General features: G+C 58.0%; 21 protein-coding genes and 2 pseudogenes. 11 read left to right on the plus strand and 12 right to left on the minus strand.

Annotated features, from left to right (window positions below; all coding sequences use genetic code 11):
* The first annotated feature begins 15 nt into the window (after positions 1-15).
* A complete protein-coding gene (locus HU731_RS14135; RefSeq protein WP_186607254.1) occupies positions 16-1395 on the plus strand; it encodes a DUF2868 domain-containing protein in 1380 nt (459 codons plus the stop codon).
* Complete coding sequence (locus tag HU731_RS14140) at positions 1388-2755, plus strand: DUF3482 domain-containing protein (protein ID WP_186607253.1); 1368 nt, start codon at positions 1388-1390, stop codon at positions 2753-2755. The genes HU731_RS14135 and HU731_RS14140 overlap by 8 nt, the downstream gene beginning before the upstream one ends.
* On the opposite strand, the gene HU731_RS14145 is transcribed toward HU731_RS14140, so the two are convergent.
* The 7 genes from HU731_RS14145 to HU731_RS14175 form a co-directional block, all read right to left on the minus strand.
* Positions 2752-3306 (minus strand): phosphonate degradation HD-domain oxygenase, encoded by a 555-nt coding sequence (locus tag HU731_RS14145; RefSeq protein ID WP_186607252.1) that lies wholly within the window; start codon positions 3304-3306, stop codon positions 2752-2754. The two genes, HU731_RS14140 and HU731_RS14145, sit on opposite strands and share 4 nt — an antisense overlap.
* Complete coding sequence (locus tag HU731_RS14150; RefSeq protein WP_186607251.1) at positions 3303-4430, minus strand: TIGR03364 family FAD-dependent oxidoreductase; 1128 nt, start codon at positions 4428-4430, stop codon at positions 3303-3305. The genes HU731_RS14145 and HU731_RS14150 overlap by 4 nt, the downstream gene beginning before the upstream one ends.
* A 131-nt stretch (positions 4431-4561) precedes the next feature.
* Positions 4562-5575 (minus strand): putative 2-aminoethylphosphonate ABC transporter substrate-binding protein, encoded by a 1014-nt coding sequence (locus HU731_RS14155; protein ID WP_186607250.1) that lies wholly within the window; start codon positions 5573-5575, stop codon positions 4562-4564.
* Positions 5576-5598: 23 nt separating this feature from the next.
* Entirely contained in the window at positions 5599-7311 is a 1713-nt protein-coding gene (locus HU731_RS14160) for a putative 2-aminoethylphosphonate ABC transporter permease subunit (protein WP_014720359.1), read from the minus strand.
* A gap of 1 nt (position 7312) precedes the next feature.
* Positions 7313-8377, minus strand: coding sequence for a putative 2-aminoethylphosphonate ABC transporter ATP-binding protein (locus HU731_RS14165; RefSeq protein WP_003195180.1), 1065 nt, complete (start codon positions 8375-8377; stop codon positions 7313-7315).
* Between the two features lie 196 nt (positions 8378-8573).
* Positions 8574-9437: a LysR family transcriptional regulator gene (locus HU731_RS14170; protein WP_186607249.1), complete on the minus strand. Its 864-nt coding sequence runs from the start codon at positions 9435-9437 to the stop codon at positions 8574-8576.
* A 16-nt stretch (positions 9438-9453) separates the two neighbouring features.
* Entirely contained in the window at positions 9454-11760 is a 2307-nt protein-coding gene (locus HU731_RS14175) for a heavy metal translocating P-type ATPase (protein WP_186607248.1), read from the minus strand.
* Between the two features lie 85 nt (positions 11761-11845).
* Here HU731_RS14175 and cadR point away from each other — a divergent pair, with 85 nt between their 5' ends.
* On the plus strand, positions 11846-12286 hold the full coding sequence (gene cadR, locus HU731_RS14180) for a Cd(II)/Pb(II)-responsive transcriptional regulator (protein ID WP_003195185.1): 441 nt from the start codon (positions 11846-11848) through the stop codon (positions 12284-12286).
* A 130-nt stretch (positions 12287-12416) separates the two neighbouring features.
* Here the strand turns inward: cadR and thyA are convergent.
* Positions 12417-12698 (minus strand): annotated as a pseudogene (gene thyA / locus HU731_RS14185) (thymidylate synthase); the annotation flags it as partial.
* A 230-nt stretch (positions 12699-12928) separates the two neighbouring features.
* Entirely contained in the window at positions 12929-14623 is a 1695-nt protein-coding gene (locus HU731_RS14190; protein ID WP_186607247.1) for a hypothetical protein, read from the minus strand.
* A gap of 222 nt (positions 14624-14845) precedes the next feature.
* On the opposite strand from HU731_RS14190, the gene HU731_RS14195 reads away from it, so the two are divergent.
* The 3 genes from HU731_RS14195 to HU731_RS14205 all read left to right on the plus strand — a co-directional run bounded on the left by HU731_RS14195 (position 14846) and on the right by HU731_RS14205 (position 16659).
* Positions 14846-15184: a hypothetical protein gene (locus tag HU731_RS14195; RefSeq protein ID WP_186607246.1), complete on the plus strand. Its 339-nt coding sequence runs from the start codon at positions 14846-14848 to the stop codon at positions 15182-15184.
* A 3-nt stretch (positions 15185-15187) separates the two neighbouring features.
* Positions 15188-15823, plus strand: coding sequence for an AbiTii domain-containing protein (locus HU731_RS14200; RefSeq protein WP_186607245.1), 636 nt, complete (start codon positions 15188-15190; stop codon positions 15821-15823).
* An 80-nt stretch (positions 15824-15903) separates the two neighbouring features.
* Positions 15904-16659 carry a hypothetical protein gene (locus HU731_RS14205; RefSeq protein ID WP_186607244.1) on the plus strand — a complete coding sequence of 252 codons (756 nt, stop codon included), beginning with the start codon at positions 15904-15906 and terminating at the stop codon, positions 16657-16659.
* Between the two features lie 147 nt (positions 16660-16806).
* On the opposite strand, the gene HU731_RS28820 is transcribed toward HU731_RS14205, so the two are convergent.
* Entirely contained in the window at positions 16807-16905 is a 99-nt protein-coding gene (locus tag HU731_RS28820; protein WP_437180735.1) for a thymidylate synthase, read from the minus strand.
* A 283-nt stretch (positions 16906-17188) separates the two neighbouring features.
* Between HU731_RS28820 and HU731_RS14215 the strand changes: the two genes are divergently transcribed.
* Positions 17189-18253, plus strand: a complete 1065-nt coding sequence (locus HU731_RS14215; RefSeq protein ID WP_186607243.1) for a beta family protein — start codon at positions 17189-17191, stop codon at positions 18251-18253.
* Here HU731_RS14215 and HU731_RS14220 read toward each other — a convergent pair.
* Complete coding sequence (locus HU731_RS14220) at positions 18250-18795, minus strand: sce7726 family protein (protein ID WP_186607242.1); 546 nt, start codon at positions 18793-18795, stop codon at positions 18250-18252. The genes HU731_RS14215 and HU731_RS14220 overlap by 4 nt on opposite strands.
* A gap of 736 nt (positions 18796-19531) precedes the next feature.
* Here HU731_RS14220 and HU731_RS14225 point away from each other — a divergent pair.
* The 4 genes from HU731_RS14225 to HU731_RS14240 all read left to right on the plus strand — a co-directional run bounded on the left by HU731_RS14225 (position 19532) and on the right by HU731_RS14240 (position 23325).
* The gene (locus tag HU731_RS14225; RefSeq protein ID WP_110725006.1) at positions 19532-19795 is read left to right on the plus strand and encodes a hypothetical protein; all 264 of its coding nucleotides are present in this window, start codon (positions 19532-19534) and stop codon (positions 19793-19795) included.
* On the plus strand, positions 19792-20544 hold the full coding sequence (locus tag HU731_RS14230; protein WP_186607241.1) for a hypothetical protein: 753 nt from the start codon (positions 19792-19794) through the stop codon (positions 20542-20544). Before HU731_RS14225 ends, HU731_RS14230 begins: the two co-directional genes overlap by 4 nt.
* Positions 20545-20645: 101 nt before the next feature.
* Complete coding sequence (locus HU731_RS14235; protein WP_186607240.1) at positions 20646-22244, plus strand: ATP-dependent nuclease; 1599 nt, start codon at positions 20646-20648, stop codon at positions 22242-22244.
* Entirely contained in the window at positions 22237-23325 is a 1089-nt protein-coding gene (locus tag HU731_RS14240) for a UvrD-helicase domain-containing protein (protein WP_186607239.1), read from the plus strand. Before HU731_RS14235 ends, HU731_RS14240 begins: the two co-directional genes overlap by 8 nt.
* Positions 23326-23488: 163 nt before the next feature.
* Here the strand turns inward: HU731_RS14240 and HU731_RS14245 are convergent.
* Positions 23489-23671, minus strand: a pseudogene (locus HU731_RS14245) (IS5/IS1182 family transposase); the annotation flags it as partial.
* Positions 23672-24150: the final 479 nt, after the last annotated feature.

The raw sequence follows: 24150 nt of genomic DNA on the forward strand, positions 1-24150 counted from the left end.
ACGACAGGACGGCGCGTGACTGCACTGAACCCGCTGCAAAAACTCTGGCTGACAGAAACCGTGCGCCTGCGCGAAGAACACGCCGGCCCCCTGGAAGACCTGGAAGCCAACCGCCTGGCCCGCACCGCCGGGGGCGACCTGCCCACGCGCATCCAGCAGCGCGCGCTGCACCTGGCCGAACGCGATGGTTTGGCCGCCGCGCTCAGCCGCTGGCTGCAAGGCGCACGCCTGGCGCTGGTGTTACTGGCGGTGGTCGCCGTCATCAGCGGCGCCGGTTTGGCGTTCGCCGCGCTGGGCAATGGCCTGGCGCCGGTGAATGTGTTCTGGGCCTTGGGCAGCCTGCTCGGCCTGAATCTGATCTTGCTGGTCAGTTGGGCCCTGGGCCTGCTGTTTGCCGGTGAACACAGCGCCAGCCTCGGCCGGCTGTGGTTGTGGCTCAGCGAGAAACTGGCGCGCGACGCCAAGGCCGCGCAACTGGCCCCGGCGTTGTTGCTGTTGCTGCAACGGCAAAAACTCAATCGCTGGGCAGTGGGTGTGCTGGTCAACAGCTTGTGGTTGCTGGCCTTGCTCAGCGCCCTGGTGATCCTGCTGACCCTGCTCGCCACCCGCCGCTATGGGTTTGTGTGGGAAACCACCATTCTCGGCGCCGATACCTTTGTCGCCGTGACCCAGGCCCTTGGCACACTCCCGGCGCTGCTCGGTTTCAATGTGCCAAGCGTTGAGATGATCCGCGCCAGCGGCGACTCCGCGCTGAATATCGAAAGCGCCCGCCAAGCCTGGGCCGCCTGGCTGGTGGGCGTGTTGCTGGTCTACGGCCTGTTGCCGCGGTTGATCCTCGCCCTGCTGTGCCTGTGGCGATGGAAACGCGGGCGCGCAGCGTTGCGCCTGGACCTCAACCTGCCCGGCTACGCCCAACTGCGCGAACGCCTGATGCCCAGCAGCGAGCGCCTTGGGGTCAACGATGTGGCGCCCGAGCACCTGCACCAGGTCAGCGGCGGCGTGAGCGAGCTGGAGAGCGACGGCGCCTTGCTGGTTGCCATCGAACTCGACGACCAACACCCTTGGCCGCCCAAACTGCCCGCCAACGTCAATAACGCCGGCATCCTCGACAGTCGCGAATCACGCAACAAGCTGCTGGAACAACTCAGCCGCTTCCCACCCGCGCGCCTGGCCATCGCCTGTGACCCACGCCGCTCGCCCGACCGTGGCAGCCTGGCGCTGATCGCCGAGCTGGCACGCAGCGCCACCGACACCCGCGTATGGCTGCTGCAGGCGCCACCGGGCCAGGCGCTGGACGCCGAGCGCCTGGGCGACTGGCATGCCGCGCTGCAACAACTTGAGGTGTCGTTTGCCGATTGCGCGCCGCTAAGCTGGCTGGAGACCGGTCATGACTAAACCGCTGAAACTCGCCGTGGTCGGCCACACCAACGTGGGCAAAACCTCACTGCTGCGCACCCTCACCCGCGATGTCGGCTTTGGCGAAGTGTCCCATCGCCCCAGCACCACGCGGCATGTGGAAGGTGCACGGTTGTCGGTGGATGGCGAAGCCTTGCTGGAGCTGTACGACACCCCCGGCCTGGAAGACGCCATAGCCCTGCTCGACTACCTGGAACGCCTCGACCGCCCCGGCGAACGCCTGGATGGCCCTGCGCGGCTGGCGCGTTTTTTGGAAGGTAGCGAAGCGCGCCAGCGTTTCGAACAGGAAGCCAAGGTGCTGCGCCAATTGCTCGCCTCGGATGCCGGCCTGTACGTGATCGACGCTCGCGAGCCGGTGCTGGCCAAGTATCGCGACGAGCTGCAAGTGCTGGCCAGTTGCGGCAAGCCGTTGTTGCCGGTGCTCAACTTTGTCAGCAGCAGCGACCACCGCGAACCGGACTGGCGCGAAGCCCTGGCCCGCCTCGGCCTTCATGCGCTGGTGCGTTTCGACAGCGTGGCACCGCCCGAAGACGGCGAGCGACGCCTGTATGAAAGCCTGGCCCTGCTGCTGGAAAACGCCCGCCCCCAGCTGGAACGCCTGATCCTCGATCAAGAAGCCCAGCGCCAGGCTCGCCAGCAAAGTGCTGCACGGCTGATCGCCGAATTGCTGATCGACTGCGCCGCGTGCCGCCGCAGTGTGACCACCGAAGATGAGCCCCAAGCCGTCAGCGACTTACGCAAGGCCGTGCGCCAACGCGAGCAAAAGTGCGTCGAAGCCCTACTCAAACTGTTCGGCTTCCGCCCACAGGACGCCGCCGCCAGCGACTTGCCGCTGCTGGACGGGCGCTGGGGCGACGACCTGTTCAACCCTGAAACCCTCAAGCAACTGGGCGTGCGCGTGGGTGGCGGGATCGCCGCCGGCGCCGCGGCCGGTGCGGGCGTGGATCTGCTGGTCGGCGGCCTGACGCTGGGCGCGGCGGCCCTCGCGGGCGCGATTGCCGGCGGTGCGCTGCAAACCGCGCGCAGCTATGGCAGCCGCCTGATGGGCAAGATCAAGGGCCAACGCGAACTCACCGTCGATGACAGCGTGCTGCGCCTGCTCGCCCTGCGCCAACGCCAACTGCTCAAGGCCCTGAACCTGCGCGGGCATGCGGCGATGCACAGCATCAAGGTCGACACGCCCCAGGACAAAACCTGGCGCGAAGGCAAGCTGCCCGACGCATTAAACAAGGCCCGCGCCTATCCGCAATGGTCGTCCCTCAACCCCCACGCCAAACTGAGCCAGGCCGAGCGCCAGGAACAGGTCGAGGCCCTTGCCCAGCGGCTCGACGAAACTTAAGCCTCCAGCACCTGCCGGGCTTTTGCCTTGAGCACTTCAAGGTCCAACACCGGCACCTGCGTTTGCTTGGCCTGCTCGTCCCAGTGGCGCATACGCAAACTCACGGCATACAACGGGTCTTGTTCAAAGGTCCGGGCCTCTTCGGCGCTCATCACGCCGCCCTGGTAACCCAGGGTGCGACGGCTGGCTTGGCTCAAGCGGGCGAAATAATCCGGCTGGCTGAAGGTCAGGTAACGCTTGGCCTGCACGTGGTATTCCACCAATTTGGCCAGGCGTTCGCTGAAGCCTGCGCGGCGCAGGTAATCGGCGCCCAGCCGCTCGTGGCTGACCACGCCATAACCGCCCATGTTCGCGCCGCCCTGGCCGCAGAGATGGCCGATGTCGTGGAAGAACGCCGCCAACACCACCTCGTCGTCAAACCCTTCGGCCATGGCCAATTGCGCGGCCTGGGACATGTGCTCGATTTGCGACACCGGCTCGCCGATGTAGTCAGCCGTGCCATGCTGCTCGTACAAGCCAAACACCTGGGCAATCGCCTGTTCCGGGTTCATCGCGTCTCGCCCCACAACGTGTTGATATTACGCTCGGCCATCGCCGGCCCCACGCTCATCCCTACGCCGGTGTGCATCAAGGCAGCGCTGACGCCGGGTGCCGCCTGCACAAACGAAAACGGCCCAGGCCCGCGCGAACCGTAGACACCCTGCCAGCGCTCGACCACCTGGACCTTGCAACCCAGGGTCTGCTGCGCCAGTTCGATCAGCCAGTCATCCACCTGCTCGGCATTGAAGGGCGACGGATCGCTGTCGTAATGGTGGGAGTCACCGATGATCAACTCACCATGGGGCGTAGGGCTGATCAACAGGTGAATGCCGTGCTCGTGCAGGTACGGCGTTTCACCCAGGATCTGCGCCTGCACCGCGGCCGCTTCCGGCAGGTCGGCAAAGGCGCCGTAGTGCACGCAGCTCAAGCCTGTGAGCAAGGCATGTTGCAGGTTCAGGTTGAGCACCGGTCGGGCGCGCAGCATTTGCAGGCGACAGGTTTGCGGGTTGAGCGCGGCGATGGCGTCGGCCAGCAGGGTCTGATAATCGTGGCCGGAGCAGACGATGATCTGCGCGCCGCGAAAGCTGCCCGCCGTGCTGTGCAACTGGCCCGGTTCAACCTCGCGCACCAAGGTGGAGAAATGAAACTCCACGTTCAGCGCTTGGCTCAGGTAATGGATCAGCGCCGGGATGGCTTCACGGGAATACAGTTGCTGATCGTCCTTGCCATGCAGCGCGGCGCGGTGATGGCGGAACTGGCCGGCGTACAGGTCGTTCATGGCAGCGCCTTGCAGCAACTCGACGTTGTAGCCGTGCTCCCGCGCTCGCCCGGCGCAGAAGGCTTCGAGCAGATGCTCTTCGGCTTCGGTGCGGGCAAACAGGTAGGAGCCATTGCGTTTGAGCGCCAGGCCCGCCGCTTGCGCCCATTGGCCCCAGATTTCGCGGCTTTCCCGCGCCAGGTCCAGCATGGGCCCTGGCGGTTGGCCGGTGACCAGGGCTTGGCCGAAGTTGCGTACCGAGGCGCCCAGTGGCGTGGCGCTGCGCTCGAACACCTTGACCTTGAGGCCGCGTTTGGCGGCGGCATAGGCGTGGGAGAGGCCGAGGATGCCGGCGCCGACGATCAGTAAATCTGTCATGGAGTATGCAGCCCTCTGTAGGAGCGAGCTTGCTCGCGAAAGTCGCTAACGATGACGCGGTGCGTCTGATTGCCCGCGTCGCCTGTCAGGTTTTCGCGAGCAAGCTCGCTCCTACAGGTTGAGGTAAAAAGTTATTGTTTTTCCGACTTACCGTCATAACGCTTACGCCATTCGGCCAAGATGCTGTCACGGTTCTTGGAAGCCCAGACAAAGTCGTTCTTGATCAACCGCTGCTCGTAGTCGGCCGGCAATTCGGTCTGTGGCTTGGCGATTCCCGGTTGGGCGAGCACGGCGAAATTGTCCTTGTACAGGTCCATCGCCGCGCTGCTGGCGGAGAAGTCAGCGAGTTTTTTCGCTGCGTCGGCATGGGCCGTGCCTTTGATCACGGCGGTGGCTTCGATGTCCCAGCCCAGGCCTTCCTTGGGCAGGATGATGTCCAGCGGCGCGCCCTGGCGCTTGAGCTGAACCGCCGGGTATTCAAAGGAAATACCGATCGGAAACTCACCGGACGCCGCCAACTTGCACGGCTTGGAGCCGGAGTGAACGTACTGGCCGATGTTCTGGTGCAGGTCGTCCATGTACTGCCAGCCTTGCTTCTCGCCGAAGGTCTGGAGCCAGGCGCTGACATCCAGGAAACCAGTGCCCGACGACGCCGGGTTGGGCATCACGATCTTGCCCTTGTATTCGGGCTTCGTCAGGTCCTGCCAGCTTATTGGCTTGGTGAGGCCCTGTTTCTCGGCTTCGACAGTGTTGAAGCAGATGGTTGCGGCCCATACGTCCATGCCGACCCAGGCCGGTGGGTTGGCGGCGTCACGGTAGTTTTTGCCGATCTTGTCCAGGTCCTTGGGCGCGTAGTTGTCGAGCATGCCTTGCTGATCGAGGATCGCCAGGCTGGAGGCGGCCAGGCCCCACACCACGTCAGCCTGGGGGCGGTCTTTCTCGGCCAGCAGTTTGGCGGTGATGATGCCGGTAGAGTCGCGCACCCACTTGATCTCGACGTCGGGGTTGGCCTGTTCGAAAGCTTTTTTGTAGGTCTTCAATTGCTCGGCTTCAAGGGCCGTGTACACGGTCAACTCGGTCTTGGCCAAAGCATTCAGGCTGAATGCCGTGAGGACTGCAGCGACCAGCGCCAGGGGCTTGAACATGGAGCACCTCCTTCAGGGATGTTTTATTGGCCGGGTGCGCGCTGGCGCCAGGCTTGGGAGCGGCGCAGCGCGCCACGTGAGGCCCACGCCAGCAGCAGCGAGACGCTGGCCGAGGTGAACAGGATCAGGGTCGACATGGCCGCCGCGCCGCCCACATTGCCGGCGTCGTCCATGTTCAGCACGGCGACGGCGGCGAGGATGGTGTCGGGGCTGTAGAGGAAGATCGCGGCGGACACGGTGGTCATCGCCGACACAAACAGGTAGCGCAGGATGTCCAGCAGCGCCGGCAGACAGATCGGCACCGTGACGCGCAGATAATGCCGGTACAACGGCGCCTTGAGAGACAACGCGGCGGCTTCGAACTCGGCGTCCAACTGGCGCAAGGCGGTGGTCGCGGTCATTTGGGCGGTGGTCAGGTAGTGGGCAATGGTGCACACCACCAGCAACGCCATGCTGCCGTACAACACATGCAACGGGTTGCCGTTGAGGTTGAAGAAGAACACGTAGCCCAGCCCCAGGACCAGGCCCGGCACGGCCATCGGCACGAAGCTGAGCATGCGCAGCGCCAGGTTGAGGTTCTTCTGGCCTTTGGTCTTTTCCATCAGGTAGGCGCCAGTGAAGATCAGCACGCTGCCGATCAACGCCGTGCACAACGCCATGGTGAGGCTGTTGCGATAGGCCAGCCAGCCGCCGCCAGCGGTGTCTTCGAACTGGTAGTGGTTGAGCGACAGCGATAGGTTGTACGGCCAGAATTTCACCAGCGAGGAGTACACCGCCATGCCGAACACCAGCAGCAACGCCGCGCAGATCAGCAGCACGATGGCCAGGTAGCACCCGTCGCGCAGCCGCGATGGCGCCGGCTGGAACACCTGGGCGCGGCCGCTCATCGCGTCGCCATGCCGACGGCGCAACCACGCATCCACGCCAAAGCTGAACAGCGCCGGCAGCAGCAACACCATGCCGATCAACGCGCCGCGACCGAACTGTTGCTGGCCCACCACGGCCTTGTAGGCTTCCAGCGCCAGCACCTGGTAATCGCCGCCCACCACCACCGGCACCCCGAAGTCGGTGATGGTCAGGGTGAACACCAGGCAGAATGCGGCGAACACCGCCTGGCGCGTAGCCGGCCAGGTAATGCTGCGAAACGCCCGGGCCGGGCTGGCGCCCATGCTCGAAGCGGCGTCGAACAAGCGCGCATCCGCCAGGGACAACGCCGACAGCAAAATCATCAAGGCATGGGGAAAGGTGTAGATCACCTCACCGAGCACAATGCCCCAGAACCCGTAGATATTCTCCGAGAACAAGCCGCGCAGCAGACCCTGGTTGCCGAACAGATAAACCAGGGCAATGCCCGGCAGCATCGATGGCGCCATCAACGGCAGCAAGGACAGGCCGCGCCAGATGGACTTGCCGGGGATCAGCGTGCGTTGCAGGGCATAGGCAAACAAGTAGGCCAGCGGCACGACGATGGCCGCCACGCTGAGGGAAACTTTCAGGCTATTGCCCAGCAACCAGTGAAAGTTGGCGCTGCTCAGCAGTTCGCGTGCGGCCACCAGGCCACCGCCCTGCCCGGCTTCGCTGCTGAAGCCGCGCCAGAAGATCGCCAACAGCGGCAACAACACCGCCACCACCAACAGGCCCAGCCAAAGCCATTTGCCGCCGACCACAAAGAGGCGGTCGCCCCACTCGGCGCGGGACACCTGACGCGGTACCGGCAATGTCATCACAGCCCCCATCTCAGGCAAACACCTGCAGGCTGCGCGGCGGCAACGCCACCCAGATATCCTGTGCACCCAGGCGCGGCATGGCTTCCGGCGCCAGTTCAGCCAGCAACGGATGGCCTGGCAACTGCTCCAGCTCAAAGCTCATGCGGCAGCGGTTGCCGAGAAAGGTAATCTCGCGAACCTTGGCCGGGAACAGGTTTTCTTCATGCACCGGCGGGTTGACGCAGATCGCTTCCGGGCGGCAGAACAAGCGGCCCGACTGGGCGACACCCGCGTCCTCAGCCAAACGCATATTCAACCCACCCACCTGGGCATGGCTGGCGCTGTTACGGCTGAACGGCAACCAGTTGCCCTGGCCGACAAACTCCGCCACGAACGGCGTGGCCGGGCGGTCGTAGATTTCCTGGGGCGTGGCGTACTGCTCGACCTTGCCGTTGTTCATCACAGCAATGCGGTCGGCCATCAACATGGCTTCGTCCTGGTTGTGGGTCACCATCAAGGTGGTGATGCCCAGGCGCCGCTGCAGTTGGCGCAATTCGGTGCACAGGTGCTCGCGTACGCGGGCATCGAGGGCCGACATCGGCTCATCCAACAGCAATAACGATGGCGCCGGCGCCAGTGCGCGGGCCAGGGCGACGCGCTGTTGCTGGCCGCCGGAGAGTTGGCCGGGGTATTTCTTTTCGCTGCCCACCAGGCCGACCAGTTCGAGCATCTGCGCGACCCGCTTGCGCACTTCATCGCGGCCGCTGCCGGTGAGGCCGTAGCCGATGTTCGCTTCAACGCTGAGGTTGGGAAACAACGCGTAGGACTGGAACAGGATGCCGTAGTCCCGCGCCTGGGGTGGCAGCAGCGACACGTCGCGCTCGCCCAGGTAAAGCTCACCACTGTCCTGGCGTTCCAGGCCGGCGATGCAGCGCAGCAGTGTGGTCTTGCCGCAGCCGGAAGGGCCCAGCAGGCATACCAGCTCGCCGGCGGCTACGTCCAGGGACACGTTGTCCAGCGCGGTGAAGGCGCCAAAGCGTTTCTGGATTGCGCGCACTTTCATCGGTGCGCCGGGTTGGGTCAGGGCTGTGTGCATGGTGGCACCTCATCGAACGGATGAAGGCCATGCTAGGGAGGGAATGCGTAGCTGGTGTGGCAGAAAGGCAAAAGCAGGTGATAGTGGTATTGGTATTTTTTGTAGGAGCGAGCTTGCTCGCGAAGAACTTGAGAACGACGCGGGTGGCCTGATAGCGCTGCGTCATCGTTGGAGTTTTTCGCGAGCAAGCTCGCTCCTACAGGGGTGACATTTCCTGCGCCAGGCCAAGGAACGCCGCCGGCAACCGGGCGTTTTTTCTTTCCTTGAGGCAATACAGGTACTCCGGAATCTGCGGCGCATTCTCGATGGTCAGCACCCGCAACTGCGGGTCATGGGGCACTTCCTGGCGGGCGATGATGCTGATGCCGATATTGCGCAGCACCGCCTCGCGAATCGACTCACGGCTGCCAATCTCCAGCAACGGCCCATACCCCACGCCGGCGTTCTTCAACATCTCTTCCGTCAGCCGGCGGGTGGTGGAGCCCGCTTCACGCATCAGCAAGGTATGCCCGATTAGCGCGCTCAACGGTACGTGATCAAGCTTGGCCAACGGGTGATTGCGGTGCACCGCCAGCACCAGCGGGTCCGTGCCCAGCACGCGGCGGATCAGCCGGGCGTCTTCGAGCAATTGCGATGAGGCCGCAACATCGACGCGGTAATCGTCCAGCGCCTCAAGCACCTGTTGGGAGTTGCCGATTTCCACCGACACTTCCACCTGGGGCAGGCGTTCGCGAAAGGCTTTGACCAGATCGAGGATGTAATAAGGCGCTGTCGCGGCAATCCTCAGCGCGCCCTGGACCTGACCGTTGTTGCGCAGGAAAAACTCGATATCCGCTTCCTGCTGCAACAGCGCCTTGACCATCGGCAATAGCCGCGCGCCTTCGTCGCTGACGGTGAGGCGGCGGCCACCCCGGTAGAACAATTCGACGCCGTATTGGCTTTCCAGGTTGCGAATCTGGGTGGTCACCGTGGGCTGGCTCAGGCCGAGTTTCTTCGCCGCCTGGGTAATGCTGCCCAGGCGGGCGACCATGAAAAACGCCTTTAACTCAGCACTCAGCACACCACCCTCTCATCCGCTATTTGCGCACCAGGCGCAGGCCATTGAACACCACCAGCAGGCTCACGCCCATGTCGGCGAAGACCGCCATCCACATGGTCGCCATGCCCATGAACGTGACGGCCAGGAAGATCGCCTTGATCACCAGCGCCAGGGCGATGTTCTGCTTGAGGATACTCGACGTTTGCCGCGACAACCGAATGAAAGCCGGAATCTTGCGCAAATCATCGTCCATCAGCGCCACGTCGGCGGTCTCGATGGCGGTGTCGGTGCCGGCTGCGGCCATGGCAAAGCCGATCTCGGCACGGGTCAGGGCCGGGGCGTCGTTGATACCGTCACCGACCATGCCCACCCGGTGGCCCTGGCCGTAGAGGGTTTCGATGGCTTGCAGCTTGTCGGTGGGCAACAGGTCGCCCTGGGCCTGGTCGATACCGACCTGGGCCGCAATGGCTTGGGCGGTGTGGGTGTTGTCGCCGGTGAGCATCAGGGTCTTGATGCCCAGGTCGTGCAACTGCTGGATGGCTTCACGGCTGCTCTCTTTGACTGTGTCGGCCACGGCAAACAGCGCCAGCGGGCCGGACTTGTCCAGCAGCAACACCACGGACTTGCCTTGTTTTTCCAGGGCGAAGAGTTTTTCTTCCAAGGCCTCGGAACACAGGCCGAGGTCTTCCACCAGGCGGTGGTTACCCAGGTGATAGGTCTGGCCGTTGATATCACCACGCACACCGCGCCCGGCCAGGGCTTCGAAGTTATCCACAGCGTGAGTCGACAGGTTTTTATCCACAGCCGCGTTGGCAATCGCCAGGGACACCGGGTGGTCGGAACGCGATGCCAAGCTGGCGGCCAGGGCCGGCGCGCTGTCTTCGATGTTCGGGAACAGCGGCAGGTAGTCGGTTTGCACCGGTTTGCCGTGGGTGATGGTGCCGGTCTTGTCGAGGGCCAGGTAATCGAGCTTGTAGCCGCCTTCCAGGTACACGCCACCCTTGATCAGGATGCCTTTGCGCGCTGCTGCTGCCAGGCCGCTGACAATGGTCACCGGGGTGGAGATCACCAAAGCACAAGGGCAGGCCACTACCAGCAGCACGAGGGCGCGGTAGATCCAGTCAAACCACACGCCCGCCATGAACAGCGGCGGAATCACCGCCACACCGAGGGCAAACAGGAAGACGGCCGGGGTGTAGACCTTGGAGAAGCTGTCGACAAACCGCTGGGTCGGTGCGCGTGCGCCTTGGGCCTGTTCCACGGCGTGGATGATTCGCGCCAGGGTCGAATTGTTCGCCGCTGCGGTGACCTTGTACTCCAGGGAACCGGCCTGGTTGATGGTGCCGGCAAAGACTTTATCGCCCACGGTTTTCTCAATCGGCAGGCTTTCCCCGGTGATCGGTGCCTGGTCGATGGTGGACTGGCCGGCCGTGACCTCTCCGTCGAGGCCGATGCGCTCGCCAGGTTTTACTCGGACAATCGCGCCAAGATCAATGCTTTTGACCTCCTGTTCCACCCAGGAACCATCGGCCTGGCGTACCGTGGCCTGTTCCGGGGTCATCTGCATCAGCCCGCTGATGGCGTTGCGCGCACGGTCCAGGGATTTGGCCTCGATCAACTCGGCCACGGTGAACAGGAACATCACCATTGCCGCTTCCGGCCACTGGCCAATCAGGATCGCGCCGGTTACCGCGATGCTCATCAAGGCATTGATATTGAGGTTGAAGTTCTTCAGGGCAATCCAGCCCTTCTTGTAGGTGGTAAGGCCGCCGCTGAGGATCGACACCAATGCCACCAGCGCAATCACCCAGGTGGGTGCCACGCCGGTGAAGTGCAGCACTTCGGCACCCAGGGCGCCCACGCCCGACACCGCCAACGGCCACCAATGCTTCTTGGCGGGCGGCGCGGCGGCGGGGCTGCCCTCTTCGATAGGGTCGGCCTGCATGCCGATGGACTTGATTGCCTCGATGATCGGCGCAGTGTTCGGCAGGTCATGGGTGACGCCGAGAATGCGGTTGATCAGGTTGAATTCCAGTTGCTGAACGCCAGCGAGCTTGCCCAGCTTGTTCTGGATCAGCGTCTGCTCGGTAGGGCAGTCCATGGCTTCAATGCGGAAGGTGCTCAGGCGCGAGCCGGCAGTTGGCGCTTCACTCAAGGTCACGATGGCAGGCCCGGCAGCGCCGGAGCAGCAGGAGCCGGAATGGCCGTGGTTATCCACAGGGGTGAGTTTGGCGGGCGCATGATCATGTTTATGATCATGTTTATGATCATGGCCGTGGTCATGAGCGTGATCGTGATCATGCTTGTGGTCGTGCTTGTGCGGGGTATGAATGGAGTGGCTCATCAGGTCGCGTCCGTAAAGGTGCCTGTTGCCAAGTAAAGACCCTGTAGCCACTATAGGGTCAAGCACCCATTTGGAGATTGCTGCGATGAAGATCGGCGAACTGGCCAAACTCACCGATTGCCCGGTGGAAACCATCCGTTATTACGAGAAGGAAAACCTGCTGCCGCCCCCGGCCCGCACCGACGGCAACTATCGCGTGTACACCCAGGCGCACACCGAGCGGCTGACCTTTATCCGCAACTGCCGCAGCCTGGACATGACCCTCGAAGAAATCCGCAGCCTGCTGGGGCTGCGCGACAGCCCCCAGGACCAGTGCGAAAGCGTGAATGCCTTGATCGACGAGCATATCCACCATGTGAAAGCGCGGATCGACGGGTTGTTGGCCTTGCAGGAGCAACTGCTGGACCTGCGCCAACGTTGCGGCGGTGGGAACCAGTGCGGGATTTTGCAGCAGTTGGAAGTCAGCGGCGGGATTGCGGCCAGCGAGGCCGAGCCTTCGCATGTGGGCAGAAGCCACGGCCACTAACTCAAGCGAACACCGAACCCATGTGGGAGCTGGCTTGCCTGCGATAGCGGTGTGCCAGCAACATTGATGTCGCCTGACACTGCGCTATCGCAGGCAAGCCAGCTCCCACAGTTTTTCACCGAATAAGGCTTTAGATAGCCACGTCGGCCTTGATGCTCGGGTCGGCGTCGTAGCCCACAATTTCAAAGTCTTCGAACTTGTAGTCGTAGATCGAGGCAGGCTTACGCTTGATCACCAGTTCCGGCAGTTTTTTCGGCGTACGCGCCAGCTGGGTCTGGATCTGTTCCATGTGGTTGCTATAGGCATGGGTATCGCCGGTGGTGACGATGATCTCGTGGGGGATCAGGTCGCATTGCTGGGCCAGCATGTGGGTCAGCAACGCCAGCGCGGCGGTGTTGTACGGCAGGCCCAGCAATTTTGTCCCCCGGTAAATCTGCACATTACATATACATTAAGCTTGTTCCGAGCTGTTTTGCTTGTGTTAATTATAACAATCTGCACATTTCAGCGCAAGCAGATCATTGAAAAAAATCATCGGTGTCTCATCCAAGCTGATATGCCTTCCCGCTATCTAAAGCGCGTATAGCCTGCCCTCAGGAGACTTGACGACTCCCGAGAGCTCTAAGCTACAGCGCTAAAGATTCACAGCGCACCCAATGCCACCCGGATGGTGTCTAACGCTCTCTCACACTCCCCGGCTAAAAAAATGAAGTGACTTCGTAGGGAGCCGTGATTCGTCCGGGCCTCCGACTCCGCTGCACGCTTTTTCTCCACAGTTGCATGCCCCCTGACCTCTGTCCTTAGACCATGGAGCCTCTGTAGGGGCATCACAATCGCCTTGGCTTGCGCCTCGGAATTTCCCACACCGCACAGTATTTCCTGGATCACCCGCAGCGATGCCCAGCTAGAGGGAACTGATTTACCAAGGCCGTCAGCTATCCCACGCAACGGTTTCAGCAGAAAGCCCTCCACGAGATACTGGTCTAGCGCGAGGATTTCGTCTGCCCACTCCTTGGTTGAATCCGTGGCCGGAATGTGAACCGCCGCTTCAAGCTCTTCCCCTCTGGGATTCCACCAAGCGGGGGCAGATCTATCCAGTTCCCGGATCGCATTCTTCAAGGCACCAACCGGCTCGTACTCCAGATCCCAGGAGCCCTTTATGTCTGTTTGGTGAGCACGCTTCGATATCGCTCCTTTGGGCCATTCGTTGAATGACTGCCAATAGAGCTGAACGCTGTAAGGGAGCTTGGCCAAGTCGCCGATGTACGCATGCACTTGACCATCCTCGTTTTGGTCGTAAGACCTGAGATACCAAGAGCCCCGGCAGCTGATATGCCTATCCTCAAGGGAATACTTGTCAGGGTCGGCCTTGTACAGATGCAACACCTCTGCTCTGAAGAACGCAGGCGAAATTTCCCACGGCAGCTCGCTATCTTGGAAATAATTCGACAGACACTCTGGGGCGCATGAAGTCTCTACATTCCGACCGCTTTTCCGATCGTAGATTTTGAATTCTGCATACCGGCGCGATGCGCGGTCTTCCTCCATTTCCCACTGTTTGATCAGGCTCGCCACGGTGATAGTGGGCCGGAGTACCATCACACCGTTGCAGTAGCTACCTACACGGCAGAGCCCGTGATGGTAATAGAGGTCTGGGCTGTCCGAGTGCTGCGTTTTTACACCGTTCCAGCCTGAAAAATTCTCGGTATCGAGCCTGGTGAAATCGAACCGCATCACCAAGCTCTGCTTCGTCACTGCCATGTACTTTTCGAGATCAGCTCGAAGGATTGTTACCAAATCCAGACGGAATTTATCTTTACCCTCGGGCTGCTGAATGATGCGAATGACCTCTTCGATGTCACCGTGCTCGTCAAGCCTGCAGTAGCTGTTGCGCTCAGGTACAAAGTACAAATCGAGGCTGTGAACCAGCTTCTGACTGAGCTCTATCGCAGCCCTGTCCCGCTCAACCCCACTGAACTCGCGGCGAAAGATCAGTTTCTCGCCCTGAAACTCGTTTGACCAAGATCCGAGGGGAGGCTCCAAGCGGATTGCACGACCGTCACTGCTGATCTCTTGGCAGATACTCCATGTGTCCTGCCCTTCCGGAAATGAAGCATTTTGGAGCTCTCTGACTCTTGCCTGCGTCAGCTTACGGGCGGGTGCTAGCACGCCATGAACGATAGCCTGCGGCCCACTCAGATAAAGTACTACCTCGTCTTGAGCAGTCAGTTGCCCTAGCATTCTCATGGCGTCTTCAGCACGAGCCACCCACCCTGGATCAGACTCGCCCGGATTGTGAGACATAGCTCGGAAGTCTTCGGCTTTCAACGCGGGCATCTGTGGGCATCCTTGTTCATAAGCCCTCCCCTTTAACATGCTGTCTTGGGGCCGGGCAGAGGGAGAGATCCCATAGATTGCCAAAAAACAAAGCCGACGTAACCGGCCCGAATCAGAATACCGCTTACGATCGCCACGGTCTTCGACGCGATCTATTTGCCACAGGTGAGGCAGAGCTGGATGATGTCGCATCAGATCGCCATCGCGGAGTGAGGGCACGACATGAGCAAGACGAACCACATATCGATCGGCTCTATGCACAATTCCCAACTGCAACAAGACACCCAGAAGTCCAGTCAGCATCTTGACTTGGGTGTTCCTGACCTCAACGACTTTCTAGAATCATTGTCTCAAGATATCTCGAAGATAACCGACCACATAATCGCCAGAGGCCTGCAGTCAGATATTGAGACGATTAGGCTTCAGAGCAGATCGCCCGCCCCAAAGGGTCGCATCATCAAGGAATGCCTGTCCTCAATCAAAACCGTGTTGGAAGGCGCAGGAGGCAACGTACTTGCGTCCTATCTGCCCGTCATAACCGCTTTACTGGGAGCATCCTGAACTATGGACAGCCTGGTTTTAGATTTGCAGCGAGACGCCCTTGATAGAACGATTTCGATCTCCGATCTACTGCGAAAAGCTTTAATGGTGTCCAAAAAGCTCAAAATCCGGGACATTGAGGAGTGGCTGAATCATGAACTGAACGGCTATCCCAAAGGAATGCTACCTAGTTACCGAATCCTCAGAGGGGAACTGAAAGCGTTCAACCCATACGCGGGATGGATACCGGTGACTCTTCAAGCTGATTTTCATGACCTAGTCGAGAAACACTCCTTGTACGACTCGGTAAGTCGAATCACCTACTTGGTGGAAGAATGCAAAGACGAGAGCGTGATCATAAAATTCCCTAGCAGACTTAATTCGGCCTTCATGAGTTTGACGAAGACAGACTTTCAACCCGGTCTTCAAATCCCCACTTACAAGCTGATTGGCATACTAGATCAAACTAAAACCAAGGTTTTGGAATTCGCATTGGATCTAGAAGAAAGAGGCATCCTTGGAGAAGGAGTTCGTTTCAGTAAAGCCGAGGAGCAACGTGCCCAGTCGATCACGTACAACACGATTAATATTCAGCGAATGGAGAATTCTCAGCTCCAGCAGGCAACCGATTCGTCGGCACAACGAGGGCCAAGGCAATAGTCATCAGCACGGCCTAGAATAACGCACTGGGAGACCCCGCAGCGCCTACCCTCAAACATCATAGCCATGGGCCCAAAATTATGAGTAGCGTGAAGGAGTACCTTTTCGAGGTCGAACAGGACAGATTTCTGGCCTGGGCAGGGGATCGCCTTAACGCCGAAGATGTTGAAGAGTCTTCAGAGGCTTACCAAGCTCTGGCGCAAGAATATTCGGACATGATGGATGCGTACGATGAGGAGGCCCAGTACAGGTGGCTGGAACGTCAGTCCTTTCATGATCAGTACATAGAGTTCGACACTGAGCTAAGACGGGCAGTCGCGCTCCTCAGTGACAGCGAACACGGGTCGCACCTCCAGATGATGTGCAAGCTGCTTTACGCCCACGTCGTAACACTGCTGGAGGCCATGATAAGCACATCGGTACAGGCTCTCATCGTCAGAGATAAGAAATTTCTTCTGAACATTTCCAGGCAGATCGAGACCTTCAACAGAGGGAAGAAATTCACGCTCGCTGAAATTGCCGAACATCCTAAAGGCGTCGAAGGTGTAGTGCTCAAATCTCTTTCCGAGATGACATTTCACAATCCAACCACCATCAAAACCGTGCTATGCGCCCTAATTGGCGATCATATGAAAGATCTAGATATTTCCCCCATGATCCCCATTTCTAGGTTGCGCCACGACATCGTTCACAGAAACGGAAGGACAGTCGACGATGAACCCATAGTTCTGGAATCACGCGAAGTTTTTCTGGCCATGCACGACATTGACGCTTTCGCATCGGATATCAGTCGCAGGATTCGCCAAGCGCTGGACGACATGGATGAGAAGCTGTGACCATGTGACTTCCCAACCCAGAGGCTCGAAACACCAAACAGCAGCGTCATGACACCGGCATTCGAACGTGGCCACTAAAAACCTAAATTAAGTCATCACGGCTCCCCATCCTCTACGCTCCACCTATAGTCGTAAATGCTCTCAGGCTTACGCTTCGTAAATCAGCTTGGACAAAGGACGAGGTTCGCGGGTCAACTGCAACTTCACCTGCTCAATATGGTTCAAGTAGATGTGCGCATCTCCCATGGTGACCACGACTTCACCAACTCCACTATGAGTAGCACACTGACTAATCGGACATAAGCGCACCCCATATCCGCAAAAAAACAACGCATCCCAGAATACAACGCATTAAAGATTTTATTGACTGGCCAAGTGCTATCGTACCAATCTCCATCTGCCGTCTCGCTGGGAGCATGACGTCGGCCAGTGGCAGTGAGCAAACGCTCACTGATCGCCGGGGCCCTTTACTCGCTATGCAATCAGCGTCACGGCGAAGCCGTTTTTCACAGCATGCAAGGAGTGCAAGATGCAGTACGTGGCTTGTTTACGAGTTGGTCAGAATGACGTTAAGGCGCTGATAAATCTGGAAGACCACAGGCGGGACGTCGTAGCTCCGCTTTTGGACATGCGAGGTGACGACGACAGGCACCTACAAACATTCCTAGCGAATTGGACTGAACATCCTTTTTTCCTAGACGTTTCAAGAATAACGAAGGACGTTGGTGAAGAATTCATTACTACTAATGACCTGCACAATCCTCATGGTGCGTTTGAGAACAAACGTCGATTCTTCTCAGATGTGGCAGGCATCAACCAGAACGCAATACCAGTGGTTTCCTGGGTTGATGACGACCCCCAACGAGCAGTCATCCAAAGTGCTCTCGCTCTTCAGGGCGATTTCCCCCATATAGCTATCAGGGTTACCTGCCCAGAGAACCCCACTGCGACTTCATGGAGCAGATTGCTATCGATCCTGGATGCTCTTGAAAGCCCGGACACCGCGACGGTGATTTTGGACTTCGGTGCCACAGCTCCGGCCAATACTGCCTCAGGGTCGGATTTCAATGTATCCCTGCGTCAACTCAACAGCTATCAGATACGGAATTTGGTTCTAATGAGCACCTCCTTCCCTATCGATAAGCCCGCCTCAAATACCTCCCGTTCCTCCGCCTGTTACGACGTTGCGTGGCAAGCAAGGGTCGATACCAGTGGCATAGCTTCGGATATTGTCTACGGGGATTACGCCGCCACCAATCCAACCGCCTCGATGGAATACATACGAGGCATGCCTGTGCTTCCTTTTGCTTGCTATTACACCCCAACGGAATGGTGGCAGCGACGCAAAGGCTCAGATAAGGAATTTGTGCGATACATTGAAATCGCCCAGGAAATTAGAGGTTTGCCGGGTTATCACGGTGACGACTTCTGCTGGGCCACTCGTGAATACAGCAGAATTGTCGCCACATCTACCGGCTACGGGAACAACGGAACATGGAATGGATACAGGATCAATCAGCATATCTGCGCCATGATCCAGTCCATCGTAGATACTGACGGCTTCGATGACTTCGACGCCGATGACTTACTCTAACGATAACGTTGTTTCAGGCTGACCAAGACATGTGACCTGATCACATTCATGGGGAGGGCGTCGCATAGCTGGCGACGCACCTCTTTTATGAGGTCACGACTTTTCGTGGGCACCCCATTCTGGCTCGCGAGTGCGTCCAACTCGCTACGCCACAAGAATCCCGTAAGGTGAAATTTATCCTGGAGCTTGTTGGGCTTCGCCCTTCGAATCATCGCCATGCCGGAGTAGTCATCGACGACGAGTACGCCAACGTGCGGAAGACACGACTCAAGAGCCTTCACCAAGTGCTTTGAATGGCAGCATAGCCAGACTTCATCAAAGCAAGCCATGTAGGCCTGCTGCTGGCCCTCCCAGCGTGCCAGGGTGTCAGCATGTGACTTGATTTCGAAAGCGGTTAGCTTTCCATTCGCGTGAACGAGATCGGCGCGCCTGGCCTTATCGATGAAGCACAGCTCCTCTATGAAGACGTCACTCTCTTCATGGGACATCGCTTTCGCGACCCACTGCTTGAGGATTGGGCGGATTTCGGTTGGATTCAACATGCGCGGATTATAGACAGACAGTTGAGGCTTCTCACGCTAAAAAAGCGCCCGGTCGTCGATCACCACAGGGCCAGCACCAGTGGGATATCTGTCTGGCACGGGGTGAAGACGATGAAGCAAAGCCAGGCCTGGGCTAGGTCATTCCCGGCTTGACCAGCTTACCCCTGGCCGACCTCAGCCCCTAACGGTGGTCGATTCGTAAGGCAGGCAACGCCCGCCTACACGTGGTGAGCGGACGATCGTTTATTCCAACTGTAGCCGCCGAAACATCTGGCTTGCCGAGCCAGCCAGTGCTTCCAGTATGAGTCACAACCTCATATGGCCATTGATTCGAGAGCAATTGCCATCATAATGACAGCGCCACGGCGAGCAGCCGAAAGGCCTGCTTGTACCCTGCTGTAGAAGCCTGTTATCTAGCCCTCGCTGCCGACTTTTGCATCCAGGGAACGACATCGAACAAGGACGCTTTATGAATGCAGATCAACAACTAGCGCATGCCCTGCGTATGCGATTTGGCCTTCCACCTGCCCAGCCTACTGACGCTCAGCTTGCCAACATCAAAGCTGCAATCAAGCGGATAAAGGACTTTGGAAGGACAGCCACTCAGTCTGATTGGGCTGAAGCGGTTAAAAACTACTGCCCTGGGGTTGGAGAGTGGATCTACCGGGGTGCAGATAACTCAGACCTCAATACGTTGCTCGCGTTGGCGCTAGCTGAGGCAAGGAGGGGGTAGCACATGAATACGACCAAACTGGCGACATTCAAAGCCAAAATCGAAAGCATCCTACATCCATGGCAATGGCATCCGACGGCAGACCAACTGGCTCGCTTGGCACAAGAGTTCGTTCAAAAAGAGCCTAAAACTCAAATCCAAGCTTTGACGATCTTCCTAAGGCATTTTCCGGGTCAGAAATTTTTAACTTTTGATGGGGTTGATAATTCGGACTACAGCACCTTGCTGACCTTAGCACTTGCCGATGCCAAGGCGGCATCAAAATGACAAGAGAGCAAGATGTAGTTGAAATCCGTACAAAACTCAGCAATTTGCGGAGTGAAGTAGTTACTTCACTACATCATTTTCTTTCAATAGATCGAGCGGACAAAACCAAAAAACGCGATGCTCTTTTGACTTATCAGAGAACCGCTACCGCCTACTTCAATAGCGCTGAAACCTTTGTGGGCGATAGCGAGCTTTTGGGTGCAAGAGACAGCAAGCATTGGGCTCAGGGCTTTGCCGAAGACTGCTTTGCGATACTCGAATCAATACCCCAGCATTTGGAGCTTCTTAGGACTGAGTTTAATAACCTTGGAGCTCATGATCTTTCAAGCATAGAGCCAACTCCAACAGCTTATGCAAATATGCAACGAATGGTTTGTCTTTACCTTACCCCTGCAAAGAGGGAAGGCCTCTATCATAAGTTCAAAGAAAACCAACTCCCGATATACGGATTCGAACACAAGGCAAAAAACTTTATTATGGTAGACAAACTTCTGGCATTTATTTTTGGCGCCATCTTTCTAACAGCCGTCCTAGTGATCGCACTATTTGTGCCCTCACCGTCAGACTTCCAGTACAACGTATTCAGGACAATTTTGGCCTTGGCAGGCGCCGGTATCGGTGCAGTAATTCCCGGATTTATGGAGGTTCGATTTCAAAAATGGCTACGTGCCGGTGGCGCGCTCGCTGTTTTCGCCGTGCTGTACTTCTTTAGTCCAGCAAACTTGGTTGTCCAAGCAGCAGCTCCGTAAGCCCACCTTTTGAACGTTGTGCGAAACACATGGGAAGATTAGAGCTCCAAAAAAAACAAAACACGACCCCAAGTTCTCTACCCTCCACCTAAGGACAGCAGATGATCACTAAGATCAAAATCCAGGGCTATCGGATCTACGGCGACTTCACGCTGCTGCCAAACAAAGATCTAAACATCCTTGTGGGTGGTAATGACGCGGGCAAGTCGACCCTAATGGAGGCGATCGGTCTCGCACTAAACGGGCGTATCGGTGGCCGCTCCGCTCAGGAGGAGTTGAACCCCTATTGGTTCAACAAAGAGCTGGTTAATCAATTTCTAGATAATTGCGATTGGGATGAAAACCCAGCTCTACCAGAAATTCTGATTGAGCTTTTCCTCGAAAATCGGCCAGAGCTGCAATTCCTCTGTGGCGCGATCAATAGCGACAGGAAGACAAATGCCTGCCCTGGCATCTCATTCAAGGTCATTCCCAACCCTGAATATGACGAGGAACTGACCCAGTGGCGTATCAACCCCAGCGCGCTGATCCCCGTCGAGTACTACAAGATTGAATGGCGTACCTTTGGGGACGAAGTACTGACTAGGCGCCCCCGGCAGCTAGCCGTAGCGACTATCGATTCCCGTACCGTCCGCTCGACCTCGGGCGTCGACTACCACCTGCGCCAAATCCTAAGTGACCACTTGGAGCCGGGCGAGAAAGCCAAGATATCCCAGCATTACCGCGAGATCAAAGAGTCCATGACCTCTAACTCCCTGGGAGGAGTGAATGATCGCCTCAAGGATATTCGAGCGCCACTGGATAACCAGGTGATGGCCTTGGCCATGGATCAAAGCGCTCAATCCTCCTGGGAGGGGTCGGTCACACCACACGTAGATCATGTGCCGTTCGCCTTGGCAGGCCAAGGGCAGCAAGCTTCGATCAAGATTTCGCTGGCCATGCAGCGCCTGTCCGAGCAGACCAGCATCGTGATGATTGAAGAGCCAGAGAATCATCTGTCACATACAAGCTTAACCACGCTGCTGTCGCGCATCGAGGAGGCTGCTGGCGAGCGGCAGTTGTTCATCTCGACCCACAGTGCCTACGTGCTGAATCGCCTCGGCCTGAGTTCCTTGCTCCTCCTGCATCGCGGCAGGGCATCTCACATAGAAACGCTTGACCCGGACACCGTCGGCTATTTCCAAAAGCTCCCAGGCTTCGACACGTTACGGATGGTGCTGGCTCACAAGCTCGTCCTAGTGGAGGGCCCTTCGGACGAGATTCTGTTCGAGCGATTCTTCAAAGACCTCTACGGTAAGCACCCGATGGAGCTGGGGATTGATGTGATGAGCATGCACGGACTGACATTGAAGCGCTGCCTGGAACTGTGTACTGCCATCGATCGCCCAGTTGCGGTGCTCCGAGACAACGACGGGGAAGACCCAGAAACCCTTAAGGAAACTGTGAGCGAACTGCTCGAAACAGGAAAGCGGGAACTCTTTATTGGTGCAAAGGAAGCGGGCAGGACATTGGAACCACAATTGATGGCGTGCAACAGCGAAGAGTCTCTGCGCAAGATTCTTGGGGCCACTGATAGGGCCAAGCTTGAGAAATGGATGTCGAGAGAGAAAACGGAAGCAGCACTTCTCATCGCCAAATCCAAGGAGACGGTCACACCGCCACCATATATGGCTGCGGCTGCGGCGTTCATTCATGGCTAAAAACTACCTGACCCTGGCAGTTGCGGGTGCTCGCAAGACTCAAGGCCTGGTGGAACATTGCAAAGCATTAGCAGCCGATCGCAAAGTTCTGCTCATCACCTTCGCCCAGGCCAATCAGATCGAGTTGCGCGACCGCGTAAGGCGGTATGCCGGAGATCGACCCGGCTTGGAAGTCTCTGGCTGGTTCAGCTTTTTGCTGCGTCACTTCGTCAAACCCTTCGTCCCATTCGCATTCCCCGGCAAGCGCTGCAGAGGCTTCAACTTCGAAGGTGATCCAGGACGATATGCCAGCGGTGAGAATCGATTTTTCGATTCGTCGGACAGTGTGTATGCGAAGGAATTAGCACGCTTGGCCCACCAACTGATTGGCCAAAGCGGCGGGGCCTTGATTCAACGCCTCGAATGCCTTTACGACGAAATACTCATTGACGAGGTTCAGGATCTTTCAGGTTACGACTGGGACATTCTGGAGGCTCTGTTCGGCACATGCATAGAGATAAGGCTCGTTGGGGACGTCCGTCAGGCAGTTTTGTCCACCAATCCTCGTGGCCAAATGAAAAAGGCCTTCGCCTACTCAAAATCAATTGAATGGTTCAAAAAACAGCAGAAAGCTGGCCGGCTGGAAATCAACTTCAGCTCTGTCACGTGGAGGTGCTGCCAGACAATCGCTACCTTTTCCGACACTATCTTCGAGGCGAGCTGGGAGTTTCCGGAGACAACCTCGCAGAATCACGTGATCACACCCCACGACGGCGTTTTCCTCGTGAGAAAGACTCACGTCCGTCAGTACGTTGAGACATTCCAACCCCAGTGCCTGCGCAACAGCATTCGCTCGGGCAAGGAGTTCGATCTCGACTACATGAACTTCGGGGTGTCCAAAGGACAGACCTTCAACCGCGTGCTGATATATCCGACCGACCCCATCGGCAAGTTCATCAGCAAAGGCGAGTATCTCCTGCCCCTCTCCGCAGCCGACTTCTATGTGGCGGTCACACGGGCGGAGCAAAGTGTGGCGATCGTCTTGGATAAGCCAGGTGCCTCACAGATCCCCTATTGGCATCCAACTGTCGCCGCTGAGTAATTGCATGGAATTGACCACCCATCTGAATTCGACTTGACCAGTCGTCTGCGTCGGATTTGACCAGCCCGCTAACCGACCCTGATCGGCCAATAGGAGTCATTCCGCCACTGGCCTTTAGCGTCCAACATCAGTAGTCGAACCCGCATTGCGTAGATTAAGGGTCAATGCTCTGTTCGATCTGCTGCATGCGTGCCTTCAATTTGCCTTGGGTGAATTTACGGTCACGATTGTTGAAGGCTTTGAATTTGCTGCCGTCGATGGCGATGATCGACTGAGAGAAGAGATTGAGGTTGCGGAAAAGAACTACGAACTGACGGCATACGCTGTGAATGGCTTTGCCATTATCTGAATCGCCCCTGCTTTGCTAGCCATGTATGGAGCTAACACATGCCGAATTTTTTGGAGCTATAGGATGGGCTATAAATTGTACGGAGTGACGTAGATCAGCCCTGCTCTAGGTCTAACAGTTGAATCAGAAAGAGGCTTTTGCATGAGAACAAGCAAGCCAGTCTTAGATCGTCACCACCAAGTGCACTCTGCTTCTTTAGATAAAGCATCCACTCAGATAGCCAATCGTCATGTTCTCTGCTAGCGCCTACTGACCTGCCACGCAATGAGCCAAACTGCACCCAAACCTCTTCAACTTTAATTTTAGACAGTGCATACTGGCATTTTGAGGCCAGTGAGACAGCGCGTGGTGTCCGTGTCAGTGAAGGCTCACTTAAAACATAGCTGACAACAGCGTCAGTCTAAATAGCCGCGACACGTTAAAAATTCCGAATGATCAGGAACTATGGGCTGGGGGGGGGCTGAGGGACAGGCGTG

The organism is Pseudomonas salmasensis, assembly GCF_014268375.2.
GTDB lineage: Bacteria > Pseudomonadota > Gammaproteobacteria > Pseudomonadales > Pseudomonadaceae > Aquipseudomonas > Aquipseudomonas salmasensis.

Bases quoted from the DNA above. Each gene is read 5' to 3' on its own strand.
- HU731_RS14140 (WP_186607253.1), top strand. From the start codon at position 1,388: ATGACTAAACCGCTGAAACTCGCCGTGGTCGGCCACACCAACGTGGGC.
- HU731_RS14145 (WP_186607252.1), bottom strand. From the start codon at position 3,306: ATGAACCCGGAACAGGCGATTGCCCAGGTGTTTGGCTTGTACGAGCAG.
- HU731_RS14150 (WP_186607251.1), bottom strand. From the start codon at position 4,430: ATGACAGATTTACTGATCGTCGGCGCCGGCATCCTCGGCCTCTCCCAC.
- HU731_RS14155 (WP_186607250.1), bottom strand. From the start codon at position 5,575: ATGTTCAAGCCCCTGGCGCTGGTCGCTGCAGTCCTCACGGCATTCAGC.
- HU731_RS14160 (WP_014720359.1), bottom strand. From the start codon at position 7,311: ATGGGGGCTGTGATGACATTGCCGGTACCGCGTCAGGTGTCCCGCGCC.
- HU731_RS14165 (WP_003195180.1), bottom strand. From the start codon at position 8,377: ATGCACACAGCCCTGACCCAACCCGGCGCACCGATGAAAGTGCGCGCA.
- HU731_RS14175 (WP_186607248.1), bottom strand. From the start codon at position 11,760: ATGAGCCACTCCATTCATACCCCGCACAAGCACGACCACAAGCATGAT.
- cadR (WP_003195185.1), top strand. From the start codon at position 11,846: ATGAAGATCGGCGAACTGGCCAAACTCACCGATTGCCCGGTGGAAACC.
- HU731_RS14190 (WP_186607247.1), bottom strand. From the start codon at position 14,623: ATGCCCGCGTTGAAAGCCGAAGACTTCCGAGCTATGTCTCACAATCCG.
- HU731_RS14195 (WP_186607246.1), top strand. From the start codon at position 14,846: ATGAGCAAGACGAACCACATATCGATCGGCTCTATGCACAATTCCCAA.
- HU731_RS14200 (WP_186607245.1), top strand. From the start codon at position 15,188: ATGGACAGCCTGGTTTTAGATTTGCAGCGAGACGCCCTTGATAGAACG.
- HU731_RS14205 (WP_186607244.1), top strand. From the start codon at position 15,904: ATGAGTAGCGTGAAGGAGTACCTTTTCGAGGTCGAACAGGACAGATTT.
- HU731_RS28820 (WP_437180735.1), bottom strand. From the start codon at position 16,905: ATGGGAGATGCGCACATCTACTTGAACCATATTGAGCAGGTGAAGTTG.
- HU731_RS14215 (WP_186607243.1), top strand. From the start codon at position 17,189: ATGCAGTACGTGGCTTGTTTACGAGTTGGTCAGAATGACGTTAAGGCG.
- HU731_RS14220 (WP_186607242.1), bottom strand. From the start codon at position 18,795: ATGTTGAATCCAACCGAAATCCGCCCAATCCTCAAGCAGTGGGTCGCG.
- HU731_RS14225 (WP_110725006.1), top strand. From the start codon at position 19,532: ATGAATACGACCAAACTGGCGACATTCAAAGCCAAAATCGAAAGCATC.
- HU731_RS14230 (WP_186607241.1), top strand. From the start codon at position 19,792: ATGACAAGAGAGCAAGATGTAGTTGAAATCCGTACAAAACTCAGCAAT.
- HU731_RS14235 (WP_186607240.1), top strand. From the start codon at position 20,646: ATGATCACTAAGATCAAAATCCAGGGCTATCGGATCTACGGCGACTTC.
- HU731_RS14240 (WP_186607239.1), top strand. From the start codon at position 22,237: ATGGCTAAAAACTACCTGACCCTGGCAGTTGCGGGTGCTCGCAAGACT.